The organism is Candidatus Saccharibacteria bacterium oral taxon 488 (genome assembly GCA_013099015.1).
In the GTDB taxonomy this organism is placed as follows: domain Bacteria; phylum Patescibacteriota; class Saccharimonadia; order Saccharimonadales; family Saccharimonadaceae; genus Nanosynbacter.
The window spans coordinates 167,963-193,520 of sequence record CP039998.1 but is presented as its reverse complement, the minus strand read 5'-3'; the positions used below and the strand labels follow the sequence as shown (position 1 = coordinate 193,520).

General features: G+C 50.6%; 24 protein-coding genes. 3 read left to right on the top strand and 21 right to left on the bottom strand.

Features of this window, described 5'->3' with window-relative positions:
* Positions 1-46: 46 nt before the first annotated feature.
* The gene (locus FBF29_00995; GenBank protein ID QJU07279.1) at positions 47-1,117 is read left to right on the top strand and encodes a peptide chain release factor 1; all 1,071 of its coding nucleotides are present in this window, start codon (positions 47-49) and stop codon (positions 1,115-1,117) included.
* Positions 1,118-1,126: 9 nt separating this feature from the next.
* Here FBF29_00995 and FBF29_00990 read toward each other — a convergent pair whose 3' ends face one another.
* Entirely contained in the window at positions 1,127-2,227 is a 1,101-nt protein-coding gene (locus FBF29_00990) for a hypothetical protein (GenBank protein QJU07278.1), read from the bottom strand.
* Positions 2,228-2,307: 80 nt separating this feature from the next.
* On the opposite strand from FBF29_00990, the gene prmC reads away from it, so the two are divergent.
* The gene (prmC, locus tag FBF29_00985) at positions 2,308-3,144 is read left to right on the top strand and encodes a peptide chain release factor N(5)-glutamine methyltransferase (protein QJU07277.1); all 837 of its coding nucleotides are present in this window, start codon (positions 2,308-2,310) and stop codon (positions 3,142-3,144) included.
* Here prmC and FBF29_00980 read toward each other — a convergent pair.
* The 3 genes from FBF29_00980 to FBF29_00970 are packed head-to-tail and all read right to left on the bottom strand — an operon-like array spanning position 3,118 to position 6,765.
* Positions 3,118-4,275, bottom strand: coding sequence for a PDZ domain-containing protein (locus tag FBF29_00980; protein ID QJU07276.1), 1,158 nt, complete (start codon positions 4,273-4,275; stop codon positions 3,118-3,120). The genes prmC and FBF29_00980 overlap by 27 nt on opposite strands.
* A 22-nt stretch (positions 4,276-4,297) precedes the next feature.
* Entirely contained in the window at positions 4,298-5,071 is a 774-nt protein-coding gene (locus FBF29_00975; GenBank protein QJU07275.1) for a hypothetical protein, read from the bottom strand.
* Between the two features lie 20 nt (positions 5,072-5,091).
* Positions 5,092-6,765, bottom strand: a complete 1,674-nt coding sequence (locus FBF29_00970) for a LytR family transcriptional regulator (protein ID QJU07274.1) — start codon at positions 6,763-6,765, stop codon at positions 5,092-5,094.
* A gap of 75 nt (positions 6,766-6,840) precedes the next feature.
* Between FBF29_00970 and lepB the strand changes: the two genes are divergently transcribed.
* On the top strand, positions 6,841-7,446 hold the full coding sequence (gene lepB, locus FBF29_00965; GenBank protein QJU07273.1) for a signal peptidase I: 606 nt from the start codon (positions 6,841-6,843) through the stop codon (positions 7,444-7,446).
* 4 nt (positions 7,447-7,450) lie between these two features.
* On the opposite strand, the gene FBF29_00960 is transcribed toward lepB, so the two are convergent.
* From FBF29_00960 to ftsA, 17 genes are all read right to left on the bottom strand, one after another.
* Positions 7,451-8,329, bottom strand: coding sequence for a ParB/RepB/Spo0J family partition protein (locus FBF29_00960; protein ID QJU07272.1), 879 nt, complete (start codon positions 8,327-8,329; stop codon positions 7,451-7,453).
* Positions 8,326-9,090 (bottom strand): ParA family protein, encoded by a 765-nt coding sequence (locus FBF29_00955; protein QJU07271.1) that lies wholly within the window; start codon positions 9,088-9,090, stop codon positions 8,326-8,328. Before FBF29_00955 ends, FBF29_00960 begins: the two co-directional genes overlap by 4 nt.
* Positions 9,091-9,177: 87 nt before the next feature.
* Positions 9,178-9,483, bottom strand: coding sequence for a 50S ribosomal protein L21 (rplU, locus tag FBF29_00950; GenBank protein QJU07270.1), 306 nt, complete (start codon positions 9,481-9,483; stop codon positions 9,178-9,180).
* 59 nt (positions 9,484-9,542) lie between these two features.
* Positions 9,543-10,832 (bottom strand): hypothetical protein, encoded by a 1,290-nt coding sequence (locus FBF29_00945; protein QJU07269.1) that lies wholly within the window; start codon positions 10,830-10,832, stop codon positions 9,543-9,545.
* A gap of 303 nt (positions 10,833-11,135) precedes the next feature.
* Positions 11,136-11,966: a UTP--glucose-1-phosphate uridylyltransferase gene (locus tag FBF29_00940; GenBank protein QJU07268.1), complete on the bottom strand. Its 831-nt coding sequence runs from the start codon at positions 11,964-11,966 to the stop codon at positions 11,136-11,138.
* A 9-nt stretch (positions 11,967-11,975) separates the two neighbouring features.
* Positions 11,976-13,319: a DUF3137 domain-containing protein gene (locus FBF29_00935; protein QJU07267.1), complete on the bottom strand. Its 1,344-nt coding sequence runs from the start codon at positions 13,317-13,319 to the stop codon at positions 11,976-11,978.
* A 117-nt stretch (positions 13,320-13,436) separates the two neighbouring features.
* A complete protein-coding gene (locus FBF29_00930) occupies positions 13,437-17,513 on the bottom strand; it encodes a GNAT family N-acetyltransferase (GenBank protein ID QJU07266.1) in 4,077 nt (1,358 codons plus the stop codon).
* A gap of 75 nt (positions 17,514-17,588) precedes the next feature.
* Positions 17,589-18,386, bottom strand: a complete 798-nt coding sequence (locus FBF29_00925; GenBank protein QJU07265.1) for an inositol monophosphatase — start codon at positions 18,384-18,386, stop codon at positions 17,589-17,591.
* Positions 18,380-18,904: a hypothetical protein gene (locus FBF29_00920; protein ID QJU07264.1), complete on the bottom strand. Its 525-nt coding sequence runs from the start codon at positions 18,902-18,904 to the stop codon at positions 18,380-18,382. Before FBF29_00920 ends, FBF29_00925 begins: the two co-directional genes overlap by 7 nt.
* Complete coding sequence (locus tag FBF29_00915; protein ID QJU07263.1) at positions 18,901-19,410, bottom strand: ClbS/DfsB family four-helix bundle protein; 510 nt, start codon at positions 19,408-19,410, stop codon at positions 18,901-18,903. The genes FBF29_00920 and FBF29_00915 overlap by 4 nt, the downstream gene beginning before the upstream one ends.
* A 347-nt stretch (positions 19,411-19,757) precedes the next feature.
* A complete protein-coding gene (locus tag FBF29_00910) occupies positions 19,758-20,819 on the bottom strand; it encodes a hypothetical protein (GenBank protein QJU07262.1) in 1,062 nt (353 codons plus the stop codon).
* Between the two features lie 224 nt (positions 20,820-21,043).
* On the bottom strand, positions 21,044-21,721 hold the full coding sequence (locus tag FBF29_00905; protein ID QJU07261.1) for a hypothetical protein: 678 nt from the start codon (positions 21,719-21,721) through the stop codon (positions 21,044-21,046).
* 51 nt (positions 21,722-21,772) lie between these two features.
* Positions 21,773-22,384, bottom strand: a complete 612-nt coding sequence (locus FBF29_00900; protein QJU07260.1) for a vitamin K epoxide reductase family protein — start codon at positions 22,382-22,384, stop codon at positions 21,773-21,775.
* Entirely contained in the window at positions 22,377-22,634 is a 258-nt protein-coding gene (locus FBF29_00895) for a hypothetical protein (GenBank protein ID QJU07259.1), read from the bottom strand. Before FBF29_00895 ends, FBF29_00900 begins: the two co-directional genes overlap by 8 nt.
* Positions 22,634-23,086 (bottom strand): transcriptional repressor NrdR, encoded by a 453-nt coding sequence (nrdR, locus tag FBF29_00890; GenBank protein QJU07258.1) that lies wholly within the window; start codon positions 23,084-23,086, stop codon positions 22,634-22,636. Before nrdR ends, FBF29_00895 begins: the two co-directional genes overlap by 1 nt.
* Positions 23,087-24,277 (bottom strand): cell division protein FtsZ, encoded by a 1,191-nt coding sequence (ftsZ, locus tag FBF29_00885; protein QJU07257.1) that lies wholly within the window; start codon positions 24,275-24,277, stop codon positions 23,087-23,089.
* A 53-nt stretch (positions 24,278-24,330) separates the two neighbouring features.
* Positions 24,331-25,554 carry a cell division protein FtsA gene (ftsA, locus tag FBF29_00880; GenBank protein QJU07256.1) on the bottom strand — a complete coding sequence of 408 codons (1,224 nt, stop codon included), beginning with the start codon at positions 25,552-25,554 and terminating at the stop codon, positions 24,331-24,333.
* Positions 25,555-25,558 lie beyond the last annotated feature (4 nt).

The following is a 25,558-nucleotide window of genomic DNA, read 5'->3' as shown; positions in this document are numbered from 1 at the left end:
TACTAGTAAGCCCGCCACCCCCCACCAATATGCTATAATAATCCATATGACAAAAATCTCTCTCGACCTCGAGGCGTTGAAGGCGGAGCGGGCAGCGCTGGGTGATTTTTTGGCGCGTCCCGACGCGTATGGCTCGCCGGATTTCACAAGTAAAAATAAGCGGTTCTCAGAACTGGAGACGCTTATTGCCAAGGGCGAAGAGCGAGCAACGTTAGAGCAAAATCTACGTGACGCCAAAGAATTAGCGAATGATGGTGGCGAATTGGCAGAATTAGCGAAAGCTGAAATCACTGAGACTGAAGCGCGTCTGGCAGAGCTGGAAGAAGAATTATTCATCCTGCTGACACCAAAAGACCCAAACGATGAGAAAAACATCATCATCGAGATTCGCGCTGGCGCTGGCGGCGACGAAGCCTCATTATTTGCGGCGGAGCTGTACCGCATGTATCTACGCTGGTGCGAAACCAATGGCTATAAAACCGAGCTTATCAGCGAGTCCGCTAACGATTCCAGCGGGTACAAAGAAGTCATTTTCATGGTCAAGGGCGACGCGCCATATGCCAAATTGAAATTTGAAGGCGGCGTCCACCGCGTCCAACGCGTCCCAGTCACTGAAAGTCAAGGCCGTATTCATACCAGCACCGCCACTGTCGCCGTCTTACCCGAAGCCGAAGAAACTGATGTTGAAATCAACCCGAACGACCTGCGCGTAGATATTTACCGCTCCAGCGGCCATGGCGGCCAGAGCGTCAACACCACCGACTCGGCGGTACGCATTACTCACCTGCCAACTGGCATCATAGTTACCAACCAAGACGAGAAGTCGCAGATCAAGAACCGCGAAAAAGCCATGAGTGTGCTGCGTTCGCGGCTGCTGCAGATGAAAATTGACGAAGAAAACGCCAAATTAAGCGCTGAACGGCGTTCGCTAGTCGGCACTGGCGACCGCTCTGAAAAAATCCGCACCTATAACTTCCCGCAAGACCGCATCACCGACCACCGCATTCACTACAGCCGCAGCAATATCCCCGCGGCAATGAACGGGGATATTGACGATTTGATTGAGCAATTGCAGCGGTATGAGCGGGAGTTGAAGGCGAAGAATGCGGAAGTTTAATAAGAAACCCTATTCTGCAAAACCGCGCTTGATGTCATCATATCGTTTATGAAACTCTCCCAGCCCAATACTACGTATGGAGTCGGGTACCACGGCGACAACTGCACCACCACCTTGAAGAGCTACGTCCACATCTTTCATCAGGATATCGGTGATTCTTCTAGTTGTCAACCTCTTTGACCCTTCTTTTCTGCGAATTAACCCGATTTTTTGCAAATGTCGATCTTGAAAATACTCCCTCTTAGCTTGTTTATTAATAAGTAGTTTAATCTCATCTGGGTCTATCGTCTCATAACATGACAGCCCCAGCTGATTAGCTGCTTGCTTCATCGCATCTACTCTATTATTATCTTTCACTATTTGCACCGAGGTCCAGGGGTGAGATAAAAATAATGATACTGACGACTCACTCGTAGACGTAGCGTCTATACGCCTATTAAATACATGATGCGACCACCCATCCTCTTCTGCCACCCCACGGACACACTCTTCTTCTGGATCATGGCGATACCCCTTTAGATAGGCCCCTAAGGACGCTGCAGCCAAAGTATCAGCTGTAGCCAAAGTATAAATTACACCTTCTTTTACTTCTTCAATATTAAAGTGCATACCACATGCATACGCAAGAGCACCCAAAGCATGAGCTATAATAGCCTGCTTACAGAATCTTTCTCTGGAAACTAAACCCCCCAGCCCGTACAATGAATTTTTCTTGTGTAGGTCAAGTCTTCCGTCTATTCTATCCTTAACGTAACACAATTCATTCTGTAACGTAGTATCAGAATTGCAGCAATAGTCGATCCCTACGACCATATTGAATTTCTTACCACCATCATCGTTTTCCACATGTCCTAGCTCCTTGCTCTTCAAGTATAAGGAATTTTTCGCACCAGTGACAGTCAGCGATAAATCGCCCCAGTGATCTTCCGGTATTTCAGCATACCTGAGATATTTTTTTAGGCTTTCTTCAGAAACGTCAACAACTTCACCAGGTATCAGCCCGGCAACCAACTTGTGATCAAACTGGATCGTTGGAAAATCGTGGTCAATACTCACCAAGCCTTCACAAGAAGGAAAATCTACTCCCAATTTGTTCACACGCTTACTCATATATCTCAATCCTTTCCGTACTCTCTAATAACCACGCTAGCTATGAAATTCCTCTTCAATGGTGTACAATTTAGCATATAATGCAAGGAAAGTCAACAATATCATCCTGGCTAAAGAATGCCGCCAGACAGTTAAAAGCTATCGGCATCACATCGGCGCGGTTGGACGCCGAGCTGATATTAGCTAACACTTTACGGAAAAACCGGACGCACCTTCACGCACACCTGGATGAGGAGATTGATCCGCGACGGGTTGACATCGCCGAGGCTAGGCTGAGCCTGCGCCTTGACCGAGTGCCGCTGGCATATATTTTGGGCTGTAAGGAATTTTACGGACGGAAATTTACCGTTTCGCCGGCCGTCTTGGTGCCGCGGCCGGAGTCGGAGGAGATGATTACCCTGTTCTTGGCGCTGACAGCCGGTGAAATCGCGCCAAAGACGCTGATTGATGTTGGTACTGGTTCGGGCTGCCTCGGCATTACAGCGGCGTTAGAGCGACCGTCCCTGCGGGTTATTCTATCTGACATTAGTCCACGAGCCATAAAAGTTGCCGAGAAAAACGCGAGCAATTTGCATGCACGAGTGACACTGCAGCAACAGTCACTCCTTTCTGGGCAGATTGAACCGGTGGATTATATCTTTGCTAATTTACCGTATGTTGACCAGTCCTGGGAGACTTCGCCAGAGCTGCGCCATGAACCCGCCGAGGCGTTATTCGCAGCGAATAATGGGCTGAGGTTGATCGAGACACTGATTGAGCAAGCGCCGCGCCACATAACAGCGGGCGGTCTGCTCTTTCTAGAGGCCGACCCGCGACAGCACCAGGCAATTCTCCATCAAGCAAGGCACCACGGCTTTCACGAGGTAGAGACGCGCGGCTTTATCATCGTCCTACGCTTTGTAAGCACCAAGCGTTAGCTTGACCTTCTGTTCCTTGCCGTCGCGCAGGATAGTCAGCTCTACTGTCTCGCTCGGCAAGAACTCAGAAATAAGACTGCCGAGGCCGCCCTGCTCGCCGATTAGCTTGTCGTTTACCTTGGTAATGACGTCGCCGTCCTTGATGCCTGCTTTATCTGCCGGCCCGCCAGCGACGACCGCCGATTTGTCGCGTGAACCACCGACATAGGCGCCGCTTTTGGCGGATAGTTTATACTCGGCACGCACTTCAGGCGTAATAGCGATATATCGCACGCCGATATACGATTTCTGAATCTTACCAGATGCCAACACGCTGCGGACTAGCCCCTTGGCAGCACCGATCGGAATCGCAAAACCTACGCTTTGTGCATCTGAAACGATCGCTGTGTTGATACCGATAACCTGGCCCGACATATTGAGAAGTGGCCCGCCAGAATTACCCGGATTGATCGCAGCATCGGTCTGGAGCAAATCAGTCAAGCTCTCGGCTTCGCCGCTCCGCTCGCTAGTAGACGCCTGAACTGGCCGACCCTTGCCCGAGATAATACCCATCGTCACGGTATTTTGGTAACGACCCAATGAGTTGCCGATTGCAATCACTTTCTGACCGACACGAACGGTACCTGAGTCACCCAGGGTGGCCGCTGGCAGATCATTAACGCCGTTAATCTTGAGAAATGCCACGTCGTTGAGTGGGTCAGCTCCAACAAACTTGACATCAGTATATTGTGTGCCGTCACTGCTCACAATTTCAACACGATCAGCGTCCTTGACAACATGTTTATTTGTCAAAATATAGCCGTCCTTACTAATGATAATGCCTGTACCAGCGCCCTGCTGCACGTCACTATACGAAAAGGATCGACCGTTTTTGGTTGTAACAATTGAGACTACGCTTTTAGAAACACGCTGCACCACCTCGCTAACATCGGCTTCGTCTCGTGATATAACCCGATTGCCATCAGCCACCGGCTGTGGAGATTGCTTCGTCAACTGAAGCGTTAACCACGACCCAAATGCCGCTGAACCAAACGCCAGCCATATGCCCGCAATGATACATATACTTATCAGCGCAATCTTCTTGCGGCGGTTCGGTTTTGGCTGGTTGGTTAGATTCGCTTCTTGCTCCATAGGTTTACTCCAATTTTATAATTTATAGTGTCACCGAGTTAAAGAATAGTAAGATAGTCAGGATGAGTGCCGACGCCAAGATAGCTGGGCCAGCAACTTCAGCAACAACGATCGTTTTATGCTTATGCCAAGAAGTATAAACACGCTCAGCTACGAATGACAGCAGTATAAAGATAATCGTCGCCTGTGGTAGTTGCAGCGCGTTTACCCCAAGCAGCGCATAGCCAAACGTCCAGTAATGCGCCAGCCAGCCAATCTCCGCAAACACCAGCCCCCAGGCTAGACTAAGTACCGTGATCTGCTCCTCACGAAACGTCGATAGAAAATGCCGAGCCGTACCATAGCCAATAATTAGCGCACCCAACACGACCACCGCGGCCGGCCATTCATGTGACACTGCAAACAGCGCTGCTGTACCGATAAACACCGCGAGGCCCGCCTGCAATGTCATCTGCCAGCGCTTTGACAGCGGCTTGATGGCGACAAGCCACGCTGCATAAAATACCGCCAGTGCGATTCGTAGCTCCAACGTCGCCTGCGGCGCGTACATCAGCGCCACCACACCGAGACCAACCACTACGTCAACCAGACTTCCTTGAATATTCGTTAGCCAGAACTTAGGGCGCACCGACAATGTCCGCCACTTACTTAGTAGCACCAACACAATCGCCGCCAACGGATAATGAATTTCCTGCGACATCCAGAACAAGACTGCCACCATCCCTAGATTGAGCGCGTAATAAGCGATATTACTGAGAAGCGACCGTCGCCTGGCTGTTTTTTTCAGAAACTCCATTGCCACCCTATTATACCAAATTACGGCCCGATTATCACCACGAAGTCAGCTTCGGCTGGCAGGTTGAATGGCGGTTTGCCTTCGGTTAATGTTACACCATGCAGTTCTTTAATCTTGTTGGCAGAAGCCTGCTTAGACTTGCCTGACTCCAGCTGATAAACCTTATACTTTTCGGTAATTTTCTGTGGTGAATTGCCGACGCTCACCACGTTGAGCGATGCCGCCTTTAGGCGATCAGCTTCGGATTTGGCGGCTCCGACCACGCCACTGCCATTGAGCACCAGGACGCGCGCCTTTTCCTTAGCGAGTGCATCACCGTATATTTCCACCTTGATAAACGATCGAATTTGCGAATAATCAAACTGGCCAGCCGTTGGCACGACCACACTGGCGCCACCAACACTACTCGTACCGAGCAAGACATTATTTTTTTCAATAAAGCTGAGGCGGTGGATATCAGAATCTTTTATCTTGGAGGCAACATCCATCACCGTACGAACTTCCTTGGCGTCAACGTTAGTGCGTAAGTTCTTGCCCATGGCGTCCATCAGCGCCGTCACCTTGCCAAGATCAGTTAGCGTGCCCGTCGAGGCCGCCTTGTTCTTGAGCGCCATCAGCACCAACTGTTGGTTTTTCTCGCGGTCAAAGTTCGACTTATCCAGCCCATACGAACCGCCCAGCGCACCACGTGCTCGCGAGAAATACAACGCCTTGTCACCGTCCATCTCATTTGGCCCATTCTTGAAATGAATGTAGTGCCCCGTCGGACAGCGTCGTTTCCGCTGCTCTGCCGACAGACCCTTCTCCCGACACATCCAGTCAACACTTGGGTCAAACACACCGCGCGGATCATCACTCTGTACGTTTACCGTCACGCCGCCAACTGCGTTAACAGCGTCCTTGATCACTTGAGCATTCACATGCGCCACATACTGGAGGTCCATACCAAAGATCTTGCCAACAAACTCGCGACTGGCCTCCATCCGCTTTCTCTCGGCTTGCTCATCATTACCCTTGGCAATACAGTCAAAATACTCATTGATCTTGCCTGCGCTACCAGAATTACAAACCCGCCCAAATTGCACATATAGGTCGCGCGGAATACTGAACATATAGGCGTCGTGTTTCTTCTGATCAATACTGAGCACCATCATCGAGTCAGTCAATGTCGCACCCGGATGATCCGGATCATCATCTGTCGTACCGAGGATCAGCATATTGCTCCGCCCGTGTGCATCCATTTTCAGCGGTTGATTCTGAAACAAGTCAATCAGATTACCGCTACCAAACACTCGCCCCGCATTGACCCACGCCTTGTACAGCAAAAATCCGCCCACCAGAATTATCAGCGCTACGATCACTAGGATAATAATCTTTAGCTTGCGACGTTTTTTATGCGATTTCTTGCGCTTTTCGCGAGGTGTTTCGGGCTTTTGGAGGTCAAGATCTTTGAGCGAATCGCTGATATCTTCGTCAATATCAGCAGTTGACGAAGTCGCGAGGCGCACCCGATCAGCTTGTGACAGTGACTGGCGCGGCAATTGGACCGGCTGCTGTCCAAGTACCTGCGGGGTAGACTGCTCCGCCCGACGAGGATGAGCGGCTACCTGCTCCGGCGACACACCACCCAAACGAGACCGCTGAACCCTCCGCGGTACAAATCCATCGACCGAATTCCTATTTGAAATTTTCACTACTCCTTATTATAGCACACTTCTCTATCGATCAAGCTTTTGGTTTTCGCCGCCAAACCATGTATAATAAGGCGGATGGATGCTCACTTTCTCGATCGACACCCGCGCCTGAGGGACAGTCTGGGGCTGATTATTTTTGTGGTCGGAGTGATCATCGGAACGATTTTGATCAATACCTTTGTTTTTCGTAGCTTTGGCGTGCAGGGGCCGAGTATGGAAAACACCATGCACACTAACGACCGCCTGATCGTCGACCGACTATCAGTCACGATCAAACAGTTGCAAAATAAACAGTACATCCCCCAGCGCGGTCAAATTATTGTCTTTAAGAATCCTAATTACAATCCGACCCTAGGTCACGATGAATATATCGTCAAACGGGTAATTGCTTTCGCGGGTGAACGTGTCACCATCAAAAACGGCGTCGTCACCGTTTATAACAGCGAACATCCGAACGGCTTTAATCCCGATACAACCGTCAACAAAAACGAACCAAAGTCACCCACCTCCGGCGATGTCGACACCAAGGTGTCCGAGGGGACGGTTTTCGTGATGGGTGATAATCGTGAGGGTAATTTTTCGTGTGACTCGCGTAACTGCATGGGCAACATTCCGCTATACGACATTGTTGGGCCGGTCATCGCCCGCATTTTCCCCTTCACACAGATCAGAGGGTTTTAAATAATCAGCCAATCAAGTCACGGATCCGCTCAAAATCCGCTCGGTCTCTGAACGGGATGATAATCTGACCGGCACCGCGTTTACTAGTGCGAACCGTAATGTCAGCGTGAAGTTTTTTCGACAGGCGCGCTACTGACGAGGCATGCAGTGGCTCGACCGGCTTTGGAGCTGGCGCGTGGCCCGACGGCCGCTGTGCTCGCTTCCAGGCGGCAATCATCTGCTCAAGCTTGCGTACACTCCAACCCTGATCAATCGTCTGCTGCAATAAATCCTCTGCCACGTCATCTGGTAGCCCCACTAATGTTCGCGCCTGCCCTTCAGAAATCTTATTTTCAAACAGCGCCGTCCGCACCACGCTCGGTAATTTCAAGAGGCGCAGCGTATTACTAATGGCACTGACCGATTTACCGCCGACTTGTTGACCGATTTGCTCCAAGGTCATATTAAACTGGTCGCGCAGTTTCATATACGCCGTCGCCGTCTCTAGCGGATTGAGGTCACGTCGCTGCAAGTTCTCAATCAGCGACACTTCTAATCGATGCTGATCGCTTAAACTGCGAATGATGCTCGGCATCTCTACTAATCCAGCCAATTGCGCTGCTCGCCAGCGCCGCTCGCCAGCCACGATCATAAACTGCGCCCCACGTGGCGTCACGACGATCGGCTGCACTACACCGTGCCGACCAATTGAATTGGCCAACTCACGCAGTGCCTCCTCATCAAAGAACCGCCGCGGCTGGTCTGGATCTGGGATAATGTCTGTGGTAGGCAGCTGGCGTAATTGCGACATTGTCGCATCTTGACCAGCCGTTGGGTCAAAGGCCTCGTCAAACAAATTTGTCGGTATCAGCGAATCAAATCCCCGCCCAAGTCCCTTTTTCATCCTTCAATCCTCTCGATAATTTCTTTGGTCAGCGCGTGGTAAGCCCGTGAACCCTTCGAGAAACGATCGTACACGCCAACCGGCACGCCATGACTTGGCGCCTCAGCGAGGCGAATGTTACGCGGAATCGTCGTCTTAAAAATCGTATCAGCAAAATGCTTTTTTATTTCATCATATACCTGACTCGACAGGGTCGTTCGCGAATCAACCATAGTGGTCACCACGCCGAGCAAGCGTAGATGCGGATTGAGCCCCTTGCGAACCAACTTCATCGTCTCCATCAACTGCCCCAGCCCCTCGAGTGCATAAAACTCTGCCTGTACTGGCAGCAAGACATACTGTGCTGCGATCAGCCCATTCACGGTCAGTAGACTCAAACTCGGCGGGCTATCGATGATCACATAATCATACCCAGCGAGACTCGCCAGCGCCTGGCGCAGCCGCACAAACCGCCCCTCGGCTTGGGCCAGTTCAACCTCGGTATTTGCTAGGTGCGGCGTGGCCGGTGCGATCGATAGGTTCTTGATGTCGGTCTGAATAATTATATTATTCAAGGCTGCCTGACCAGTCACCACCTCGGTCATCGTTATGCCCAACTCTTGCTTATCAATGCCAAGGCCACTAGTGGCATTTCCCTGCGGATCAAAGTCAACGATCAGCGTCCGCTTACCGGCTTTTGCTAAAAAATACGCCACATTGATTGAAGTCGTCGTCTTGCCGACGCCACCCTTTTGATTTGTCACCGCAATAATCTTCGTCATCGATACCCCTTCTGCTTACCTCATTGTACCATAGTTTCGGCCATAAAAATACCGCCCTCATCGCGGGGCGGCATGCTAATTCATCAGTTATTTGATCGAGGTAATTTCAATCCTAGTGTACTTCTGGCGATGACCAGTTTCTTTGTGGACACGTTTCTTGCTCTTGTAGCGAATGACGCGGATTTTATCGCCTTTGACTTCTGCTTCAACGACCTTTGCCTTCACCACCACACCTTTGACGGTTGGTGTGCCAACTTTTGTTTTATCACCATCAATCACTAAAAGTGCGTCGAGAGTGAGTTCTTTTGTGCCTTCAGGGAGGAGATCCACCAAGAGGGACTCTTTTTCGCTGACAATGTATTGTTTGCCAGAGATTTTTACGACTGCTTTCATTTCGTTCCTTAAAAATTAGTTTTCAATCTGTTTCATTGTACCAGAGATGCTGCGATAAATCAAACCCGCCAGATCACCGGTCCGAACCAATTCTCTCCAGGAAACACCGTTCGATCACAGCAAACCATTTGTCGTTTGTACATATCCTCGCCCGCTATAGCCTGCGTCACCACGACCGTTCTGTCATCCCCCTTGCGAGCAATGTCCATAAGCCCCTGCGCCACCCCGCTAACCGTTTGCGGAGAAAACCTAGATTCCGGTATGCGCTTTTCCAGTTCAAAGCGCGTCACCCGGTCAGTCCCAAAATCACCGGTAATTCCGTCTGTACAGCAAACTATCATGTCTCCCCGCCCAACCTCAACGGAGCCATACTGATGCTTTCTATCAATCAGATCATAACCGAGAGCCTTATCCAAAACGTTACCCTCACCATCATCTCTCGTTAGCTGATACCACTTTCCATCACGTCGCAGATAGATACGGGAATCACCGATATTGACCCATACAGCAAACGTTTTTCCATCGTGCTTCACCATTTGTGCGACGCTTGCAGTGGTTTCGCCTAAAGATGGATCTTTCCGTATGATATCAGAAATTACATTCAAACTGGCAGTAAGCTCTATACTCGCATACTCAGGAGCTTGGCTACGAATTTCCTGAGGATTGAACTTACGATACATCTCCTCTAGTAGTTTGGCTACCTTACGGGCTGCCGCTCCGCCGCCCCTTATACTACCAATACCATCAAATACCGCCGTTATTCCATATTCAGGTAACACCAAATGTGCGTCCTCACCATGGACGGCCCGCTCCGACACATCACTTTCAAAACCGCCAACTGACCGTAACCGCCCATTTGTTAATGGAACGTTCCGTATTTCCTCTGGGTGAGGAAGCTCCTGTATGGTGCCATTACGAGAGCCGGCATCTTTCACATGGATGACATCACCTTTTTTACAAAACACCACATGACCATCTTTACACAATCGCGAGACTGTATTTAGAGGGTAGCCATCCGCCCCTTCGGGCATTCCTAAGTCCTCCCTTCCGATCCTGACCGTCTGGCTTGGCGGTAGCGGGATAGAATCTAACCGGTAAGGGGACACCAGACTGATAGCAGAATGAGGGTTATTTCCTTTCTGTACAACTCCAACAGCAACCTCTCCGAGATATAAACGAGCAATTAATTGACCATTGATAGTTTTTTCACCCATACGCTTATCCAGATCACTAACACTACCTAGATACCCGGCATTCAAACCTGTCGGTATCTCACTACCATGGCCGTCGCGAGGCACTACTCCTCTTACGGTATCAGTCTTGATAGAAAAACCATACAACTCACGCATGGATGATATAATACCACTAAATTACTTCTTTATCAATATCTTCATCCAGACCCTCTGCGCTGGTATTGGATGACAGGATTGTAATGCACCCAGTCCAGCCTAAACCCTATCTATCGGCAATATTAACAACGTCAGCACGATCCCACCGTGGTCGCCGCATACGCCGTACAACCCTTGCCAGTATCAACAATTGTCCACGAGAATATGCGCGAAAAGGCATTGCTAATACGAATCTGATATTCACCAGCTGCTACATGTGAACATTACCAAACTGCCTGTCTGGCTAGTTGGCGTTATGCTCAATCAGACCTCACACGAACACGACCCCGACCGACCGCACACCACATTATTTGCGTGCAACCAGCCCTCGACATTACCGCCGTCCAAATGCATACCTACCGCTGGTACAACCTTGACGACACCGCCGGCCCGAGCATAATTACTGATCGCATCGGTCAACTCATACTCACCACGCGGCGATATTTCAACATTGGCGCAGGACTGGATAACTTTCTTGGTCAGGACGTATTTACCGATGTTCGCAAAGTGGCTTGGCGCCTCTTCTGGCTTTGGCTTTTCCACGATCTCGACAAAATTACCAGCCTCGTCTATCACAATCGCCCCGTACCGACTAATGTCATCGCCCGGCACTTCCTGAGCCAGCAGGCTACATTGACCGTCTGGCGTCGCCGCCAATAGCCGCGCCACTTCGCTTGAGCCGTCAGCATTATACATAAAGTCATCACCCATCAGCACCACCGCCGACTCACCATCCTCGAGATAATCAGCCGCCAGGGCTACCGGTACTGCTGAGCCATACTTGCCATAGCTCGGCTGCGTCACAAAGTGAAGCTTCGCATCGATCGGCGCCACCAGAGCCAACTTATCGTCCTTGCCCTTGCTCCGCAAATAATCGTTGAGCAAAATATTGCTCCGATAATAGCTCTCTAACTGTGAACTCTGCTCGCCAACCACAAAAATCAGCTCACGCACGCCGGCCGCCAAGCAGTCCTGCACCACATAATCAATCAGCGGTCGATTGCCAATCGGCAGCATACATTTTTCAATTGATTTAGTAATTGGTAGCATCCGCGTACCCCAACCAGCGACCGGAATAATAGCTTTGGTAATCATATCTCCTCCTTACATCTTGAGTTCTTTATGTGATTTCTGCAAAATATCCATCATCTCCCCGTAGCGCATCTCGCCAGTGGAAATTTTGGCATAGAGATAAACAATATTATCTACCACCTCAATATTAACCTTAATATCCTGATCATACAACCACGCCATGAAACTTGGGTTGAGCAGTTCAAAGCTCGTCACCTGATTTTCATCGGTGGCGTATACTTGGTAGCGCTTGTTAAAGTCACCCCATTCCAGTTCTACTTTTTTATAACCCGACGGCGCCCTGAACCGCTTCAGGAAGCGCGAATCCCGACGCTCCACCAAAATCCCGCCATACGACTTTGGTAAATTAACCTGTCCAATAATGTATGTAGTCGCTGAATCAGTATTTGAGGCGTCAGCCACATAGGTGTATAGCTGCACCAATAAATTGCCCGTCCAGAATCCAATGATATGGTTATTGATGTCAGTACCCTTAAAGCCGCCCTTAAACAATTCACCGCGGGTCGGTAGCAGTAACCGCCCCCAGTCCGGACTGAAGTACATGTCGTATTGCGCTGCAAACTGCTGCATAGAGGCAACAAGCTGGGCAGTATCTTCCGTTTCCTGATCAATACTATCTAGTAGCCAGCCATCACCCGAGCGCACAAAGTTCCACTGCTCACCAAACTCGCCCGTGTCACGATGCAGCACCGCACCGCTCGCCGCGTCAACCAGCTCATCATTTGCCGAGGCAACAAAACTCACACTCACGCAGTCATTCTGATCATTCGCATCATCATACGCCCGGGTGATAATCGCTTCACTGATCGCCACATTCTTCATGCGATTGACTCGCCCCATCTGTTGTAGGGCATACAACATTAGTCCAATGTGCCGCGCATAATTCGGCGTGACGTACTGCTGAATTGATGGCAGATCCATCCACTCCCAATCATACTGAAACCGATTAAACACCGTTGTTGCATAATTGACAATACCCTGTTCGTTCCAGGCGCTGTCCTGAGCCGCCGCTTGCCGGACGGCTTGCTGCGCGGCCTCACTGCCCTTGCGAAAACGGCTGATCTTGTCTGTGAACGCCCCGATGATCGCACCGACCAATGCCGAGATAGCCACCAGAGTAAATATAACAACACCGCCGAGTAGGTAGAACAAGCTAGCGAGTAGACCGGCCAAAAACCCGACCGCTATGGCGGCCATCTTTGACTGAGTGGCTCTTTTCACAAAACCACTTACCGAAATTGCAATTACCATCGGTATCCCGAAAAGGACAACGCCACCACCGCCGCCAGAACTTGACCCGCCGCCACCGGCTCGCGCAAAAAAGAGTAACTGACTGAGAACTGCTAAATTACACATAGACCCATTGTACCGCGTTGTATGGCGATCGCCAAGGTCATGAATGTCCGATCGGCGCGCAGCCGAGCAAACGCTTGTCACGCATTAGTTTTGAGGTAGTAACTTTTATCCTGATGACTATTTTACAACAACAAGAGCAATCTCGAGCTCAGCCCCTTCAACCGTCACTGTCGACTGGTTGTCATGCACCTCGCCAAACACCGCCAGCGTCTCAGTAGCAATCGCCTCAGCATGCTCATCAGTCGCTTGGCGGAGCTGCTCGTCACTCGTCGTCAGCTGCAGCATAATTCGATCGTCCACTTGCAATCCCGCCTTCTTGCGCGCGCTTTGGACGTGGCGAATGACTTCACGCATCAGACCTTCGCGTTTGAGTTCGGGCGTTAAGTGCTTGCTAATTTCGATCCAACTCTCTGGCTTGATCGCGCCCTCGGTCACATCATAGTCCGCCAAGTGCTCGTCTAAATTCTCAATCCAGCGAATTTCCTTAACATTTAGCTCCTCGGCCATAATCTGCTCGTAATACTCAGCCAATTTCGCACCCGCATATGCCGCAAACTGCAGCGGTTGGCGAACCTTAATTGATGCTTGATGCTCATCTTGCTTCATACGCAAACTAAGACCATTGTTGATCAATTCACGCGTACGGGACATGTCGGCCAACACCTGCTCATTCACCTCACCCGCCGGCAACCAATCCTTCAAATGAATCGACTCATCATCACCCGTCAGATTATGATACAACTCCTCAGCCAAAAACGGTGTAAACGGCGCCAATAGGTAGCTCAGGCGCACCAGAACATAATGCAGCGTGCGGTAGGCATCGTTCTTATCGCCATCATCTTCAGACTTCCAGAAGCGGCGGCGGCTGCGACGAACGTACCAGTTGGAAGCATCGTCGAGTAATGGCAAAATAGGGCTGAGTGCATCGGGGATATTGTAGGTATCCATGTGACGCTCAACTTCTGCCACTAGCTGATGCAGCCGACTGACGATCCAGATATCCAGCGGATTCGTCAACTCGCTCAGCGGATCTTTCATCTCACCATCAAACTCCCAGCCATCAACTTCCGCGTACATGGTGAAGAAATCATACATATTCCAAATCATGCTGAGCTTGCGCGCCACGTCGCCCACGTCCTTATCATGCAAAGCAAAGTCTTCACCGTTGAGCAGCGGACTGCTCAGCAGCAGGAAGCGCAAGGAATCAGCACTGAACTTATCCATCAGCTCGTTCGGATCAGTAAAGTTACCCAGGGATTTACTCATCTTGCGGCCGTCATTGCCCGCCACTACACCGGTGGTGATGACGTTGCTGTAGGCGTTTTTATGCTGCTCACCCGCCTCGCAAAAGGCACCAATTTCCGCCAAAGCAACGTTGACGGCATGCACATAGTAGAACCACGCCCGCACCTGGCCAATGTACTCAACGATGAAGTCCGCCGGGTAATTCTGCTCAAACTTGGCCTGGTTTTCAAACGGATAATGCAGTTGTGCAAACGGCATACTACCGCTCTCGAACCAGCAATCGAGCACTTTATCAATGCGGGTAAATGTCTCGCCTTCAATCGTAAAGGTGATATCGTCTACCCACGGGCGGTGGTAATCCTCGAGCTCCACGCCGCTGAGCTCTTTGAGCTCTGCGTAGCTGCCAACCACCTTCACCGTGCCTTGATCGCCCTTCCACACCGGCATGGCGGTGGCCCAAAAGCGATCGCGACTGAGGTTCCAGTCTGGTGCTTGCTCAATGTTCTTGGCAAAACGACCGTGCTTGAGGTGGTGCGGGAACCAATTGATATTCTCGTTCTGCTCCAGCATCAGCGGCTTTTGCCCCTGGATGTCGAAGAACCACGACGGAATCGCCCGGTACATGATGCGCTGTTTGCTACGCGGGTTGAACGGGTATTCGTGACGAATGTACTCAATCTTCCACACCACACCCTTTTCTTTCAGGTCTTTGGCGATGAACTTGTTATTGTCCCACACCTCGAGGCCTTTGTAATTGGTATCGGTGTAGTAGCCGTTATCATCGATGACGTGGAAGGCGCTAATGCCGTGGCGCTTGGCCAGCTCAAAGTCGTCCTCACCATAAGCCGGCGCGATGTGCACGATGCCCGTACCCGACTCGTGCGACACGAAATCCGCCGCGTAGATGGTGTGAATCTTGTCATTCTCTGGCCAAGTAGAGCCGGTATCGAGCGGTTGGTATTTTTTACCCACTAATTCACTGCCTGGGAAAGTACGCAGCACGTCGTAATCAAGTGACTGATGCTTTTCATCCTGCAGGGTGCGCTCGAGGGCTTCTTCGGCAAGGATGAACTTTTCACTTAGCGGCAGTGTAATCTCTGGCGCCAAACTCTTCTCCGTCGCAAAGAAGTGCCCCTTACCGGGTTCATGTTGCATCACTGCGTCAAGCTCTGTGCCAAGCTGCGCAAAACCCTGGTTAAGCACCTCAGCATCGTCCGAATAGACAATAGTTGGCCGCCGATCAATCTTCCGTCGCACCTGAGCAAGATCAACCGCAAGGCCAACATAGCCCGATTCTTGCTTCCATTGCTCATCACTACTATTCGACACACCATACGCTGGCGCGATCATCGTCAGCGATGCAACCGTCACATTAGCATCCTGCAGATACTTCAAGAACGTCGCTGCACCGAGCGAATGCGTCACCACATGCGCATTGGCAAAGTCATATTGTGCCAACCGCTCTACATTTTCTGCTAAGTCTGGACTATCGGGGTTGACATGATCAATAATCGTCACCGCATACCCCTGTTGCTCAAGCTGCTGCTTCAGCTGCGGGTAGTACTCACGTGACGCGTAGGCATGCTTACCCGAGAGCAAGAACACATTTTTTGTACCCTTTGGTACCTTTACTTCGCAGTACGTCATCTCCGGGTTGACCGCCAGCATCAGGTTGGCTGGCAGCGTCCATGGGGTGGTCGTCCAAGCCAAAACAGCAGCGTCTTCATCATCCAGCTTAAACTTCACATACACACTCGGGTCAGTCACCGTTTGGTAGGCATCGTTGTCCATAGTCACCTCAGCCTTGCTGACAGGGGTAGCGAACTTGGTGTCGTACATCAAAACCTTTTCACCTTCGTAAATTTTGCCGGCTTCATACAGCTGTTTGAAGGCCCACCAGACGCTCTCCATAAAGTTCTTGTCCATGGTGCGGTAGGCACCCGCAAAGTCCACCCAGCGACCGATGCGGTCGATCACGCCCTGCCACGTCTCGCTGTTGGCCACCATGCTTTCGCGCGCCTTGGTGATGTATTTTTCTAGGCTAATGGTCGGCAGTGGGTTACCGTCTTTATCAAGTGGCGCTAGTTGATTATATACAGCGTCCGGATAACTACTCACTTCGAGACTATATAGCAACCAGTTAACCCCTGTTTCGGTAGAAATATGCTCACCAACTCTTTGAAATCCATTGCGCTCATACAAATTCACCAATTTAGGTTGATGCTCGCCAACCTCTATACGAATCTCTTTGACCCCCTCCTGCTTACTTAAGCGAACAGCTTCTTTTAACATTGCATTCGCATAACCTTGCTTTTGGAATTCCGGCAGTACCGCCATTTTGTAGAGATAACCAACCGATGTGCCTTTATCCTTTTTGCCTGCAAAAAAATTATAACTATCCTTGTCACTTATGACGACGCTCCCTACTAACTTATCGTCATCGTAAGCTACATAAAAATTATCTCTCCCAAATTCTTCTGCTAATTTATCTGGCGTTAGATTGTTGACATCCCAGCTACTGCTACCATAGCCTCGCTGCCCCATCCATCCAGCAACTTTAGTAATAACCTTCGTTGCGTTATCGAAATCATTTACCAGTTTGACTCGCTTGACACTACTCGTCACAATCTGCCGCCGATCCACAATATTCATCTGTTTTTCGACGAAATTCTCCGCCGGCAGGCCATGACAGTCCCAGCCCCAGCGGCGCTCCACGCGCTTGCCCTTCATGGTGTGGTAGCGCGGCACCGCGTCCTTAACGATTGAGCTCAGCAGCGTACCGTGATGCGGCACCCCAGTGATAAACGGCGGTCCATCATAAAAGACATAGGCGTTATCCGCCGGCCGCTGCGTTACCGACTTTTCAAACGTCTGGTCATCCTTCCAGCGCTGCACCCAATCCTTTTCATATTCTGCCGCTCGGCGGCGTGTTCCGTGTTTGAATTTCATACTTTTCCTCCTTATCTACCTTACGTTCACTGCTTTGCTTAAATTGTCTATTCAAGTTTCCCTATTCCCTGCTCATCATTCTTTTAGTTTCCTCATCGCCTCCACTATCTCCTCATGAACGATTCCATTGCTTAATACCGCCCCGCAAATATCCTGATCATACCGCTGCTCCCGGCCGAAAAGGTCAGTCACCTTGCCGCCAGCTTCCCCGACGATAACTTTTGCTGCCGCAATGTCAACATTTTTACCCTTCGTACCAGCGAAGACTGACGCCGCAAACTCACCGCGCGCCACTAAGGCTGCTGCGTGCGTCGCGCTTCCTGGCGCTGTAACATATGCGCCCTTCTCGTACGTTAACTCGTGAATCACCCGCATAACATCCCACTCTGCACTCGGCCACCAATCCACGTTCATCTTAGTCATTCTGCCAAAACCCCTCTTATTTACGTAAACCTGTTTACCATTCATAAACGCACCCTGGCCACGCACCGCCCAATACAAATGATGACTAAACGGCGCATAAATCACACCGACTTCCGGTTGGCCATCAATTACCAGTGCTAACGAGAACACCGATACTGGTAACTCCATCGCAAAAGGCACCGTGCCATCAATCGGATCACACACCCACACATAGTCCGAGCCACGGCGAGCACTCGCTTCTTCACCGTCAATATCATGGGATGGGTATCGCTCAGCTACTCGCTTGATCACAAGCTGGTTGATTTCCTCATCGGCAATAGTCACAATTGTGTTGTCCGCCTTGAGATGAGCGTCCGGTTTTTTACCAAAATATTTTTGCATAATGTTGCCCGCTTCGTGCGCTACACTTTTTGCAAAATCAAGCCATTCTTGTTGTTGGTTGGTCACGATTTACTCCTTAACAATATATTCCTTAGTGTCATCATCACTGCATCATCCAGCACCCGCACTCGATCCCTATGCCGATCACTATACCCAAGCGCACCCTTCTGATTTGTATAGAGCGTTATGTGCGGAATGATAAACTCTGCCCGCGGGATCAGCTCACGAATTGCATCACGCCAAGTTTCTAGTTCATCCCATCGAGCGAGCCCGATAATCGTTTCACGGCCAGTCACGTCATCCTTTAGCTTAAGAAAATCACCGGTCAATTCTGGCTCTGTAGTCATTGCTGCACCAGCTTGACACGACACCTGTTCCAGCCACCCATGACCAGCCTCATCGAGCCCGTACTCCTCACGCACCGCAAATAACGACAAATGGAATTCATCATCTTTGAGCAACAACCCCGCCACTTGACGCGGAAAGTCTATCGCACGCACCAAATCAGTCGTATCATACATGATATAATCATGCGTCCGATCAATGACAAAACTCGTAATGCGATTATCCTGCGGTATAATGCTCATCCTCTCTCCTCCATAGCCTTGCGCAACCTACCGTGTGCATTTCGCAATGGCGCGACTGTGTTGAGCTCAATTATCCGTGCCATAGTATACTCTCGTCCGCTCGTCTTCGTCCGATACCATACGACGCGGTAGAGGTCGTCTTCTGATGTCTGCTCGATCAGTTGGTCAATCGCTGCCACCGTTTCATCAAGCTTTGTCAGTACGGCACTATACGCTATATCAGCATATTGCATATAGAACTTTTGCGCTACCGCACCATAGCCAGTGGTAATAATCGTCGGCACCATATGAGTCTGATGATATGCACTGCCCCACTCTAGCACCGTGGTAGCCCACCCTAGTAGGTAGCTGGCTAGCTGGTGAGGATTCATCATCGTGCCTTTTATCTGCCCCGGAAGCACCAGCTCATCCGCCCAGGGAGCGGCTGCCTCGAGCAGTGGCCACAGCGCCGCACACTCGTGGCGAATGGCGTGCTGCAAGGCTGACTTGTGGGCTGGTATCGGCATACTACTCCTTATATAAAATAAAATCACCTCTTTTGACTTCGAGAATCCGCTGGAGGTGTTTCAAGCGGACGGTACCATCTCGATTCCAAAAGAAGTGATTCTTCCGTGGGTTTTGCCGAGTTAACTGGCATCCACGCACTCTTTTAGCGCTCAATTTTCACTTTGTCGCAGCGAGTCGCGGCGGGGTCTAATCTCAGTTGATTCAAAATCATACCGATTTCTTCCCGCAGGCTTCGCAGTTGATAGCCGCTCATTTCGCGCCGGTATCGCCAAGATGATCATTCACCTGACACACGCGAAAACGCCCTACGACAATTGTAGCGCGTTTTCGACGGAATTACTAGATACTACCATCTCAGGCCATCTATGATCTGGTTGAATTGCTCATTAATCTTTGCGTCATCCTTTGCCCGACGTAGCTTATCCAGGCATTCCTGTACGATAGAGGAATATGTTCTCTCAGTTTCACCATCACCCAACCAACAGTTTTGACAATCCTCGTCGGGAAACTCACGCAGATAATCTAATGTTTTTATCAGACCGACCTCAAAACTATTAGCATATCGTTGGGCATAAGCCAATGCCTCAGGTGAATGATTCGCCTGAATTACTTGCACAGCCTTATTAGTTATCCGCACAATTACATTTTCTATGCCAGCATCTACATATGGCCAAGGCTCTAATAGCCTCTCATCATCAGCGTCGCCCAAAAATACAAACTCCGGCAAAACATTTTGTGTATAATACGTAACGGCATCCTTGAGGTCTTTATAGACTCCCATTGCCTCTTTGGCCTCAATAAATTCCCCATAGGTATTACAAAATTTATGATATCCTTCATCCTCAAGTTTTTGGTATCTTTTAGATAAAGCTTCGGGTATATTGATCTGCGCCGCCTCATCAATCTGTATAAACTTTTCTATTTCTTCCCCTACCCGGCTCTGGAGCTTATTTCTATCAGCATCAGCAACGCCTTCACGATACTGACCCGTACAGCCCTTCGCAATTGCGCTTCGGGTCGTCTTCAAAACATCTACTACTAGTCGAAGGTCATCACCTGGTTGTAGGTTCTCCACATACTGTACAAATTTACCAACATCCTCCAGTGAATCACCCGGAACGACCGGATAAATTTTACCGTCACCGACCATGGTCTCGCTAGAACTACCGATCATCGCCATTGAGCCGCCCCCGTCCGCCAGCCGAACACTCGCATCACCAAGAATTTCTGCATGCTGTAGACATTGGATATCAGCCTTGATACGATTCTTGCTAGTCTGATCCGATAAAGCCTCTTCGAGACTACCACTGTCTACCTCGGCTGCTTTGGCTTTGTTTGTTGCTATTATAGCAAGTACTAGGTCTCTAAATGGACTTAACTCCCTTGTTGTGCTCAATGATTCCATCATAGGCCTCTTTCACCAATGATACCGGTGGTATCGAATGCTCCTGTCGTGGCGATAGATGATCATGCATTATTTTTACCTAATTCCTTTTTTCTTGCTTTACTGAACTATCCAAATAATACTCTATATATCTATATTTGTCAAGTTTATAATGCTTCTGCCGCACACTGTCCTTAAAACATAAAAGCCAGTAGAATTCCCCACTGGCTTTTTGTATGGTAAAAAGCTTATTTAACTTCCAAGCCGCCCAAAATACACTCACCCCTCAGATAGATCGTCTTTTTAGCAGAAGACTTCGGCGCAGTTTTATTCTCACTGCCACCCAAAACACCACGCACCTCATTTTTAACAATCACGTCGTCAGGCAAACTAATGCTGGCGCCGCCACAAAAGGTAAAGACGTCGATGACTGCACCATCCTTGATCTTCGCCTGGCGCAAATCCAAATCTACGCCGCCAAATACCGCTGTCACCGAGCCGCCAGTATAATCGCCTTTCACCCGCGATTCTTCACCGTAAAAAATTGCAACTTTTTCACTATCACCATCATCAGCCACCCGCTTTTTAGGCTGCCGACGGCCTGAACCAATACCAAATACGACCGACAAACCAATAGCAATCAGTATTACCGGCCAGAATGATTTCCACGTACCAATATTAATTACACCATAAGCACCCAGCCCGATCAACACGCCAACAGCTATCAATAACAGCCCCCACACCCAGTCTATCGGTCTGCGATAACTGAATAATAGTATCAATAAGCCAGCAAAGGCCCAAAAAGCGCCCCAAAACAGAGGCCAGCTATTAAAGGTAATAACTCCGAGATTCCGCAGCAGCAGAATCCCGCCGAGCGCCACGATGGTAATGCCCAAAAACGCTCTGACGAGAAAATTTTTCTTCATATGCCCAGTATACGGATACCAGCACCATTATTCAATACACCTACTCTTAATTTATACAAATAGCTCACGCCCGAATGTTGCCAAAATAACAACAACGATCACAACGGTCACTAGCGCCAACAGGAACGTGTCAAATCCCCGGTCGACAAATTTTCTCATACGCCTACCGCCAACCATCCTAGTCACCACATTATATCTCGTCAGTCCGTAACAGACCAGCAGCATACCCGCATCCAGCGTCAAACACCACGGACACAACGCACCAATCTCAACATAACTCATATAAAACATCCAACCAGCAAACAGAAGGCCCGCCACCGCGCCAAGCTGCGCGCCCCACATAAACCACTTCGGAAACTTCGTGCCCGCTAGCAGCGCCACCGCAATTGTCACCATCACCGGCAGCGTCATCATACCGATAAAACTATTAGGAAAGCCGAGTAGTGTCGCCGACCAATGGTTTGCCACCGCCGAACAGCTTATCACCGAATTCAAGTCGCAGTTCAATGCAGCATGCGAATTTTTAGCAAGCGTCAGCGCCTCGATCGACAGTACAAACGAGGCCAACAAGCCCAAACCGCTGCCGAGCAGCAGCGCTAATACCGCGAGCTGCCGGCGTTTTGAATCTTTGTTCGAGAGCCACTTACGCAGCATGTCAAACATAAAAACTCACCTCACTAATCGTCGGTAACGGTAATCCGCGCCACATGTTCTGCATCTGGCTATCAGCGCTTAGCGCGATAACAGTCGGGTATTCAACGATGTCGTATGTCCGGCAAAAATCGCTGCCCTCAGCCGAATCTGGGTCAAGCTCTTCAATCGTGTGCCCCGTCTGCCGACTAAAGTCATGGAGAAAACTGATAACCTGGCGCGCGTAATCACTTTCTGCCCGATATACGACAACGACTCGCATTATTCTTGTCCTTTCTGGCGACGCTGTTCCAATATCTTGACGAAATCATCCAGCGTCTCAAACTTCTGAAACACGCTGGCAAAACGTACGTACGCCACCTCGTTACGCTTGGCTAATTCATCCAGCACAAACTCGCCGATCTGCCGCGACGGTACCTCTGAGGCGCCCAGAGCATACAATTTATCTTCAACCGCCGTAATAATCGACTCGACTTCCTCGTCGGACTTGAGAAATTTGCCAACCGACTGGCGCACCGCATGCGCGAGCTTAACTCGGTCAAACAGCTCACGACTACCGTTTTTCTTGATCACAATGAGGTTTGGCTTTTCTACTCGTTCATACGTAGTGAAACGCCGTCCATCCGGCGTCTCGCGGCGGCGGCGAATCGCCACGCCATCAGAAACCTCTCGCGACTCGATCACGCGGCTATCACCAATGTTAAATCCGCTCATTTATTCCTCCTTGTTCTTTTTGCGGCGGCGAAGGAAGGCTGGCGTATCATCTTCGTCCGCCTCATCCTCAGCTGGCTGATCCCAGATGTTATTTTCCTGCTCAGCCGTAAAGTCCGTCGCTCCGCTCTGCTCACTGAGCTCCAGATCAATCCCTTCAACCACCTCATCATCAACTTCAGTCTCTGATTCATGCGACGCTTCACTCGTCAAACTCACCTCGTGATCATGATAGGTCTCACTATCAAACCCGGTGGCGATAACCGTGATGATCACCTCGTCTTCGAGTTCTGGCTTGAGCGTCGCTCCAAAGATAATATTGGCATCAGGACTGACCGCACTGGTAATTACCTCAGCCGCCTCCTGAATCTCCGCCATGCTCATGTCATAACCGCCGGTCACGTTAAACAGCACACCCTTCGCGCCGTCAATCGACACCTCGATCAGCGGACTCTCGATTGCTTGTTGAGCGGCCTGCACCGCACGGTTCTCGCCATCGGCCCGACCGATCCCCATCAGCGCCGAACCAGCCCGACTCATCACCGCCTTGACGTCAGCAAAGTCGAGATTAATCAAACCATGCTCGGTAATCAGCTCGGAAATACCCTGCACACCCTGGCGCAGCACGTCGTCAGCAATCTTGAACGTCTCGAGCAGCGGCGTCCGCCGATCAATCGTCTGCAGCAATCGGTCATTCGGAATAGTAATCAAAGTATCAACCTGTCGGCCCAAGTGAGTAATTGCCCAGTCTGCATTCACCCGACGCTTCTCGCCTTCAAAACTAAACGGCCGCGTCGCCACGCCAACCACCAGGATGTCCATCTCGCGCGCAATCTCTGCCACGATATGCCCAGCACCCGATCCGGTGCCACCACCAGCACCAATCGTCACAAACACCATGTCCGCACCCTCGAGCGCCTGGCGGATCTCCTCGCGCGACTCATTGGCTGCCGCCTCACCAACCATCGGATCAGCACCGGCACCCAACCCATTGGTGGTAGTGTGCCCGAGATGAATCTTGACATCTGCCTTGGAATTGTGCAGCGCCTGAGCATCAGTGTTCATGGCGATAAACTGCACGCCAGCGAGCCCCGCATCTTTCATCCGATTGATGGCCGAACCACCAGCTCCACCGACACCGACAACTTTGATACTGGCAAACGTTTGAACTTCACTTGGTGTAATCTGCGGCATTTTCCTCTCCCTATCTTTCTCTTATCAAGTATACCATCTTTGTCTACTAGCTCCTACTTAAACCTCGCTAGCAATCGACTAATCATCCCGCCGGCTTTCTTTGTCACCGAACCCACTTTGCTCTGCGCGTGCTCAGCCCGCTCGGCCCCTGCCCCGTCAATGAGCATCAGACCAATTGCCGCTGCAAACTCCGGCCCATTCGCCTCGTCGCTGACGCCTGCATATCCTGCCGGCACGCCTAGTTTAGCCGCCACGCCGAGGCTATTTTTCGCAAATTCGACCAGATCCTTAACCTTGGCGCCACCACCAACCAGCACCACACCACTTGGCAGCCGTCCGATACCGCCGGCCCGCTTCAACTCTTTGGCAACCAGCTCGAAAATCTCCTCGTAGCGCGCCTCGACAATCTCATCAATCTCACTTTGTTCAAATGTATACACCTGTTTGTCGTATTTGGTATCAACGCGACCAGCTTTACCGCCGCCCAGCCGGGCGTGCGCCAATTTGACCGCCTCAGCGATCTCCGGGTCAGTCTTTAGCCCAATCGCCACATCATTTGTCACATTCTGCGCCCCCATGGGGATCACCGCCACATGCTGCAAGTCGCCCTCTTCAAATACTGCCACACCGGTCGTGCTACCGCCAATGTCGATAACCGCCACGCCGTTCTCAATCTGCGACTCACTGAGCACCGCTCGCGCCGCTGCCAACACGCTCGGTGTCAGGCTCGAGGCAGTGACATTCGCCATCTCGGCCGACCGGCGTAAATTCGCCACATACGGCGTCAAGCCCGAGACCACATTTGCTCGTAGTTCCAGACGCGTGCCGCTCATCCCCACCGGATCCTTAATGTTGTCCTGCCCATCCAACCGATAGGCATGCGGCACAATCTCCAAAATCTCTCGATTCGCCGGCACCTTCCCAGTGGTTGCTACCTCTTCAATCCGCAGCACATCCTCGTCTGTCACTTCACCGCCGCTCATCCCCACCGCGATCATACCATCGGCCTTGGTGCTCAGAATGTGCGACCCATTGACGCTCAGCGCCGCTGCATTAATATGATGACCACTCATGCGTTCGGCCGCCTCGAGCGCCTTGTCAATCGCTGCCGCTGGCCCCGTCAAGTTCGATACCGCACCTTTACGCATACCGCTATTCTCGCTGACGCCAACGCCAACAATGTTCGGCAACCCCGACTCCCCGATATGTCCGACCACGCAGCGCACGATCTTCGTACCAACATCAATTCCTACCACATATCGAGATTGTTCTTGCATATGC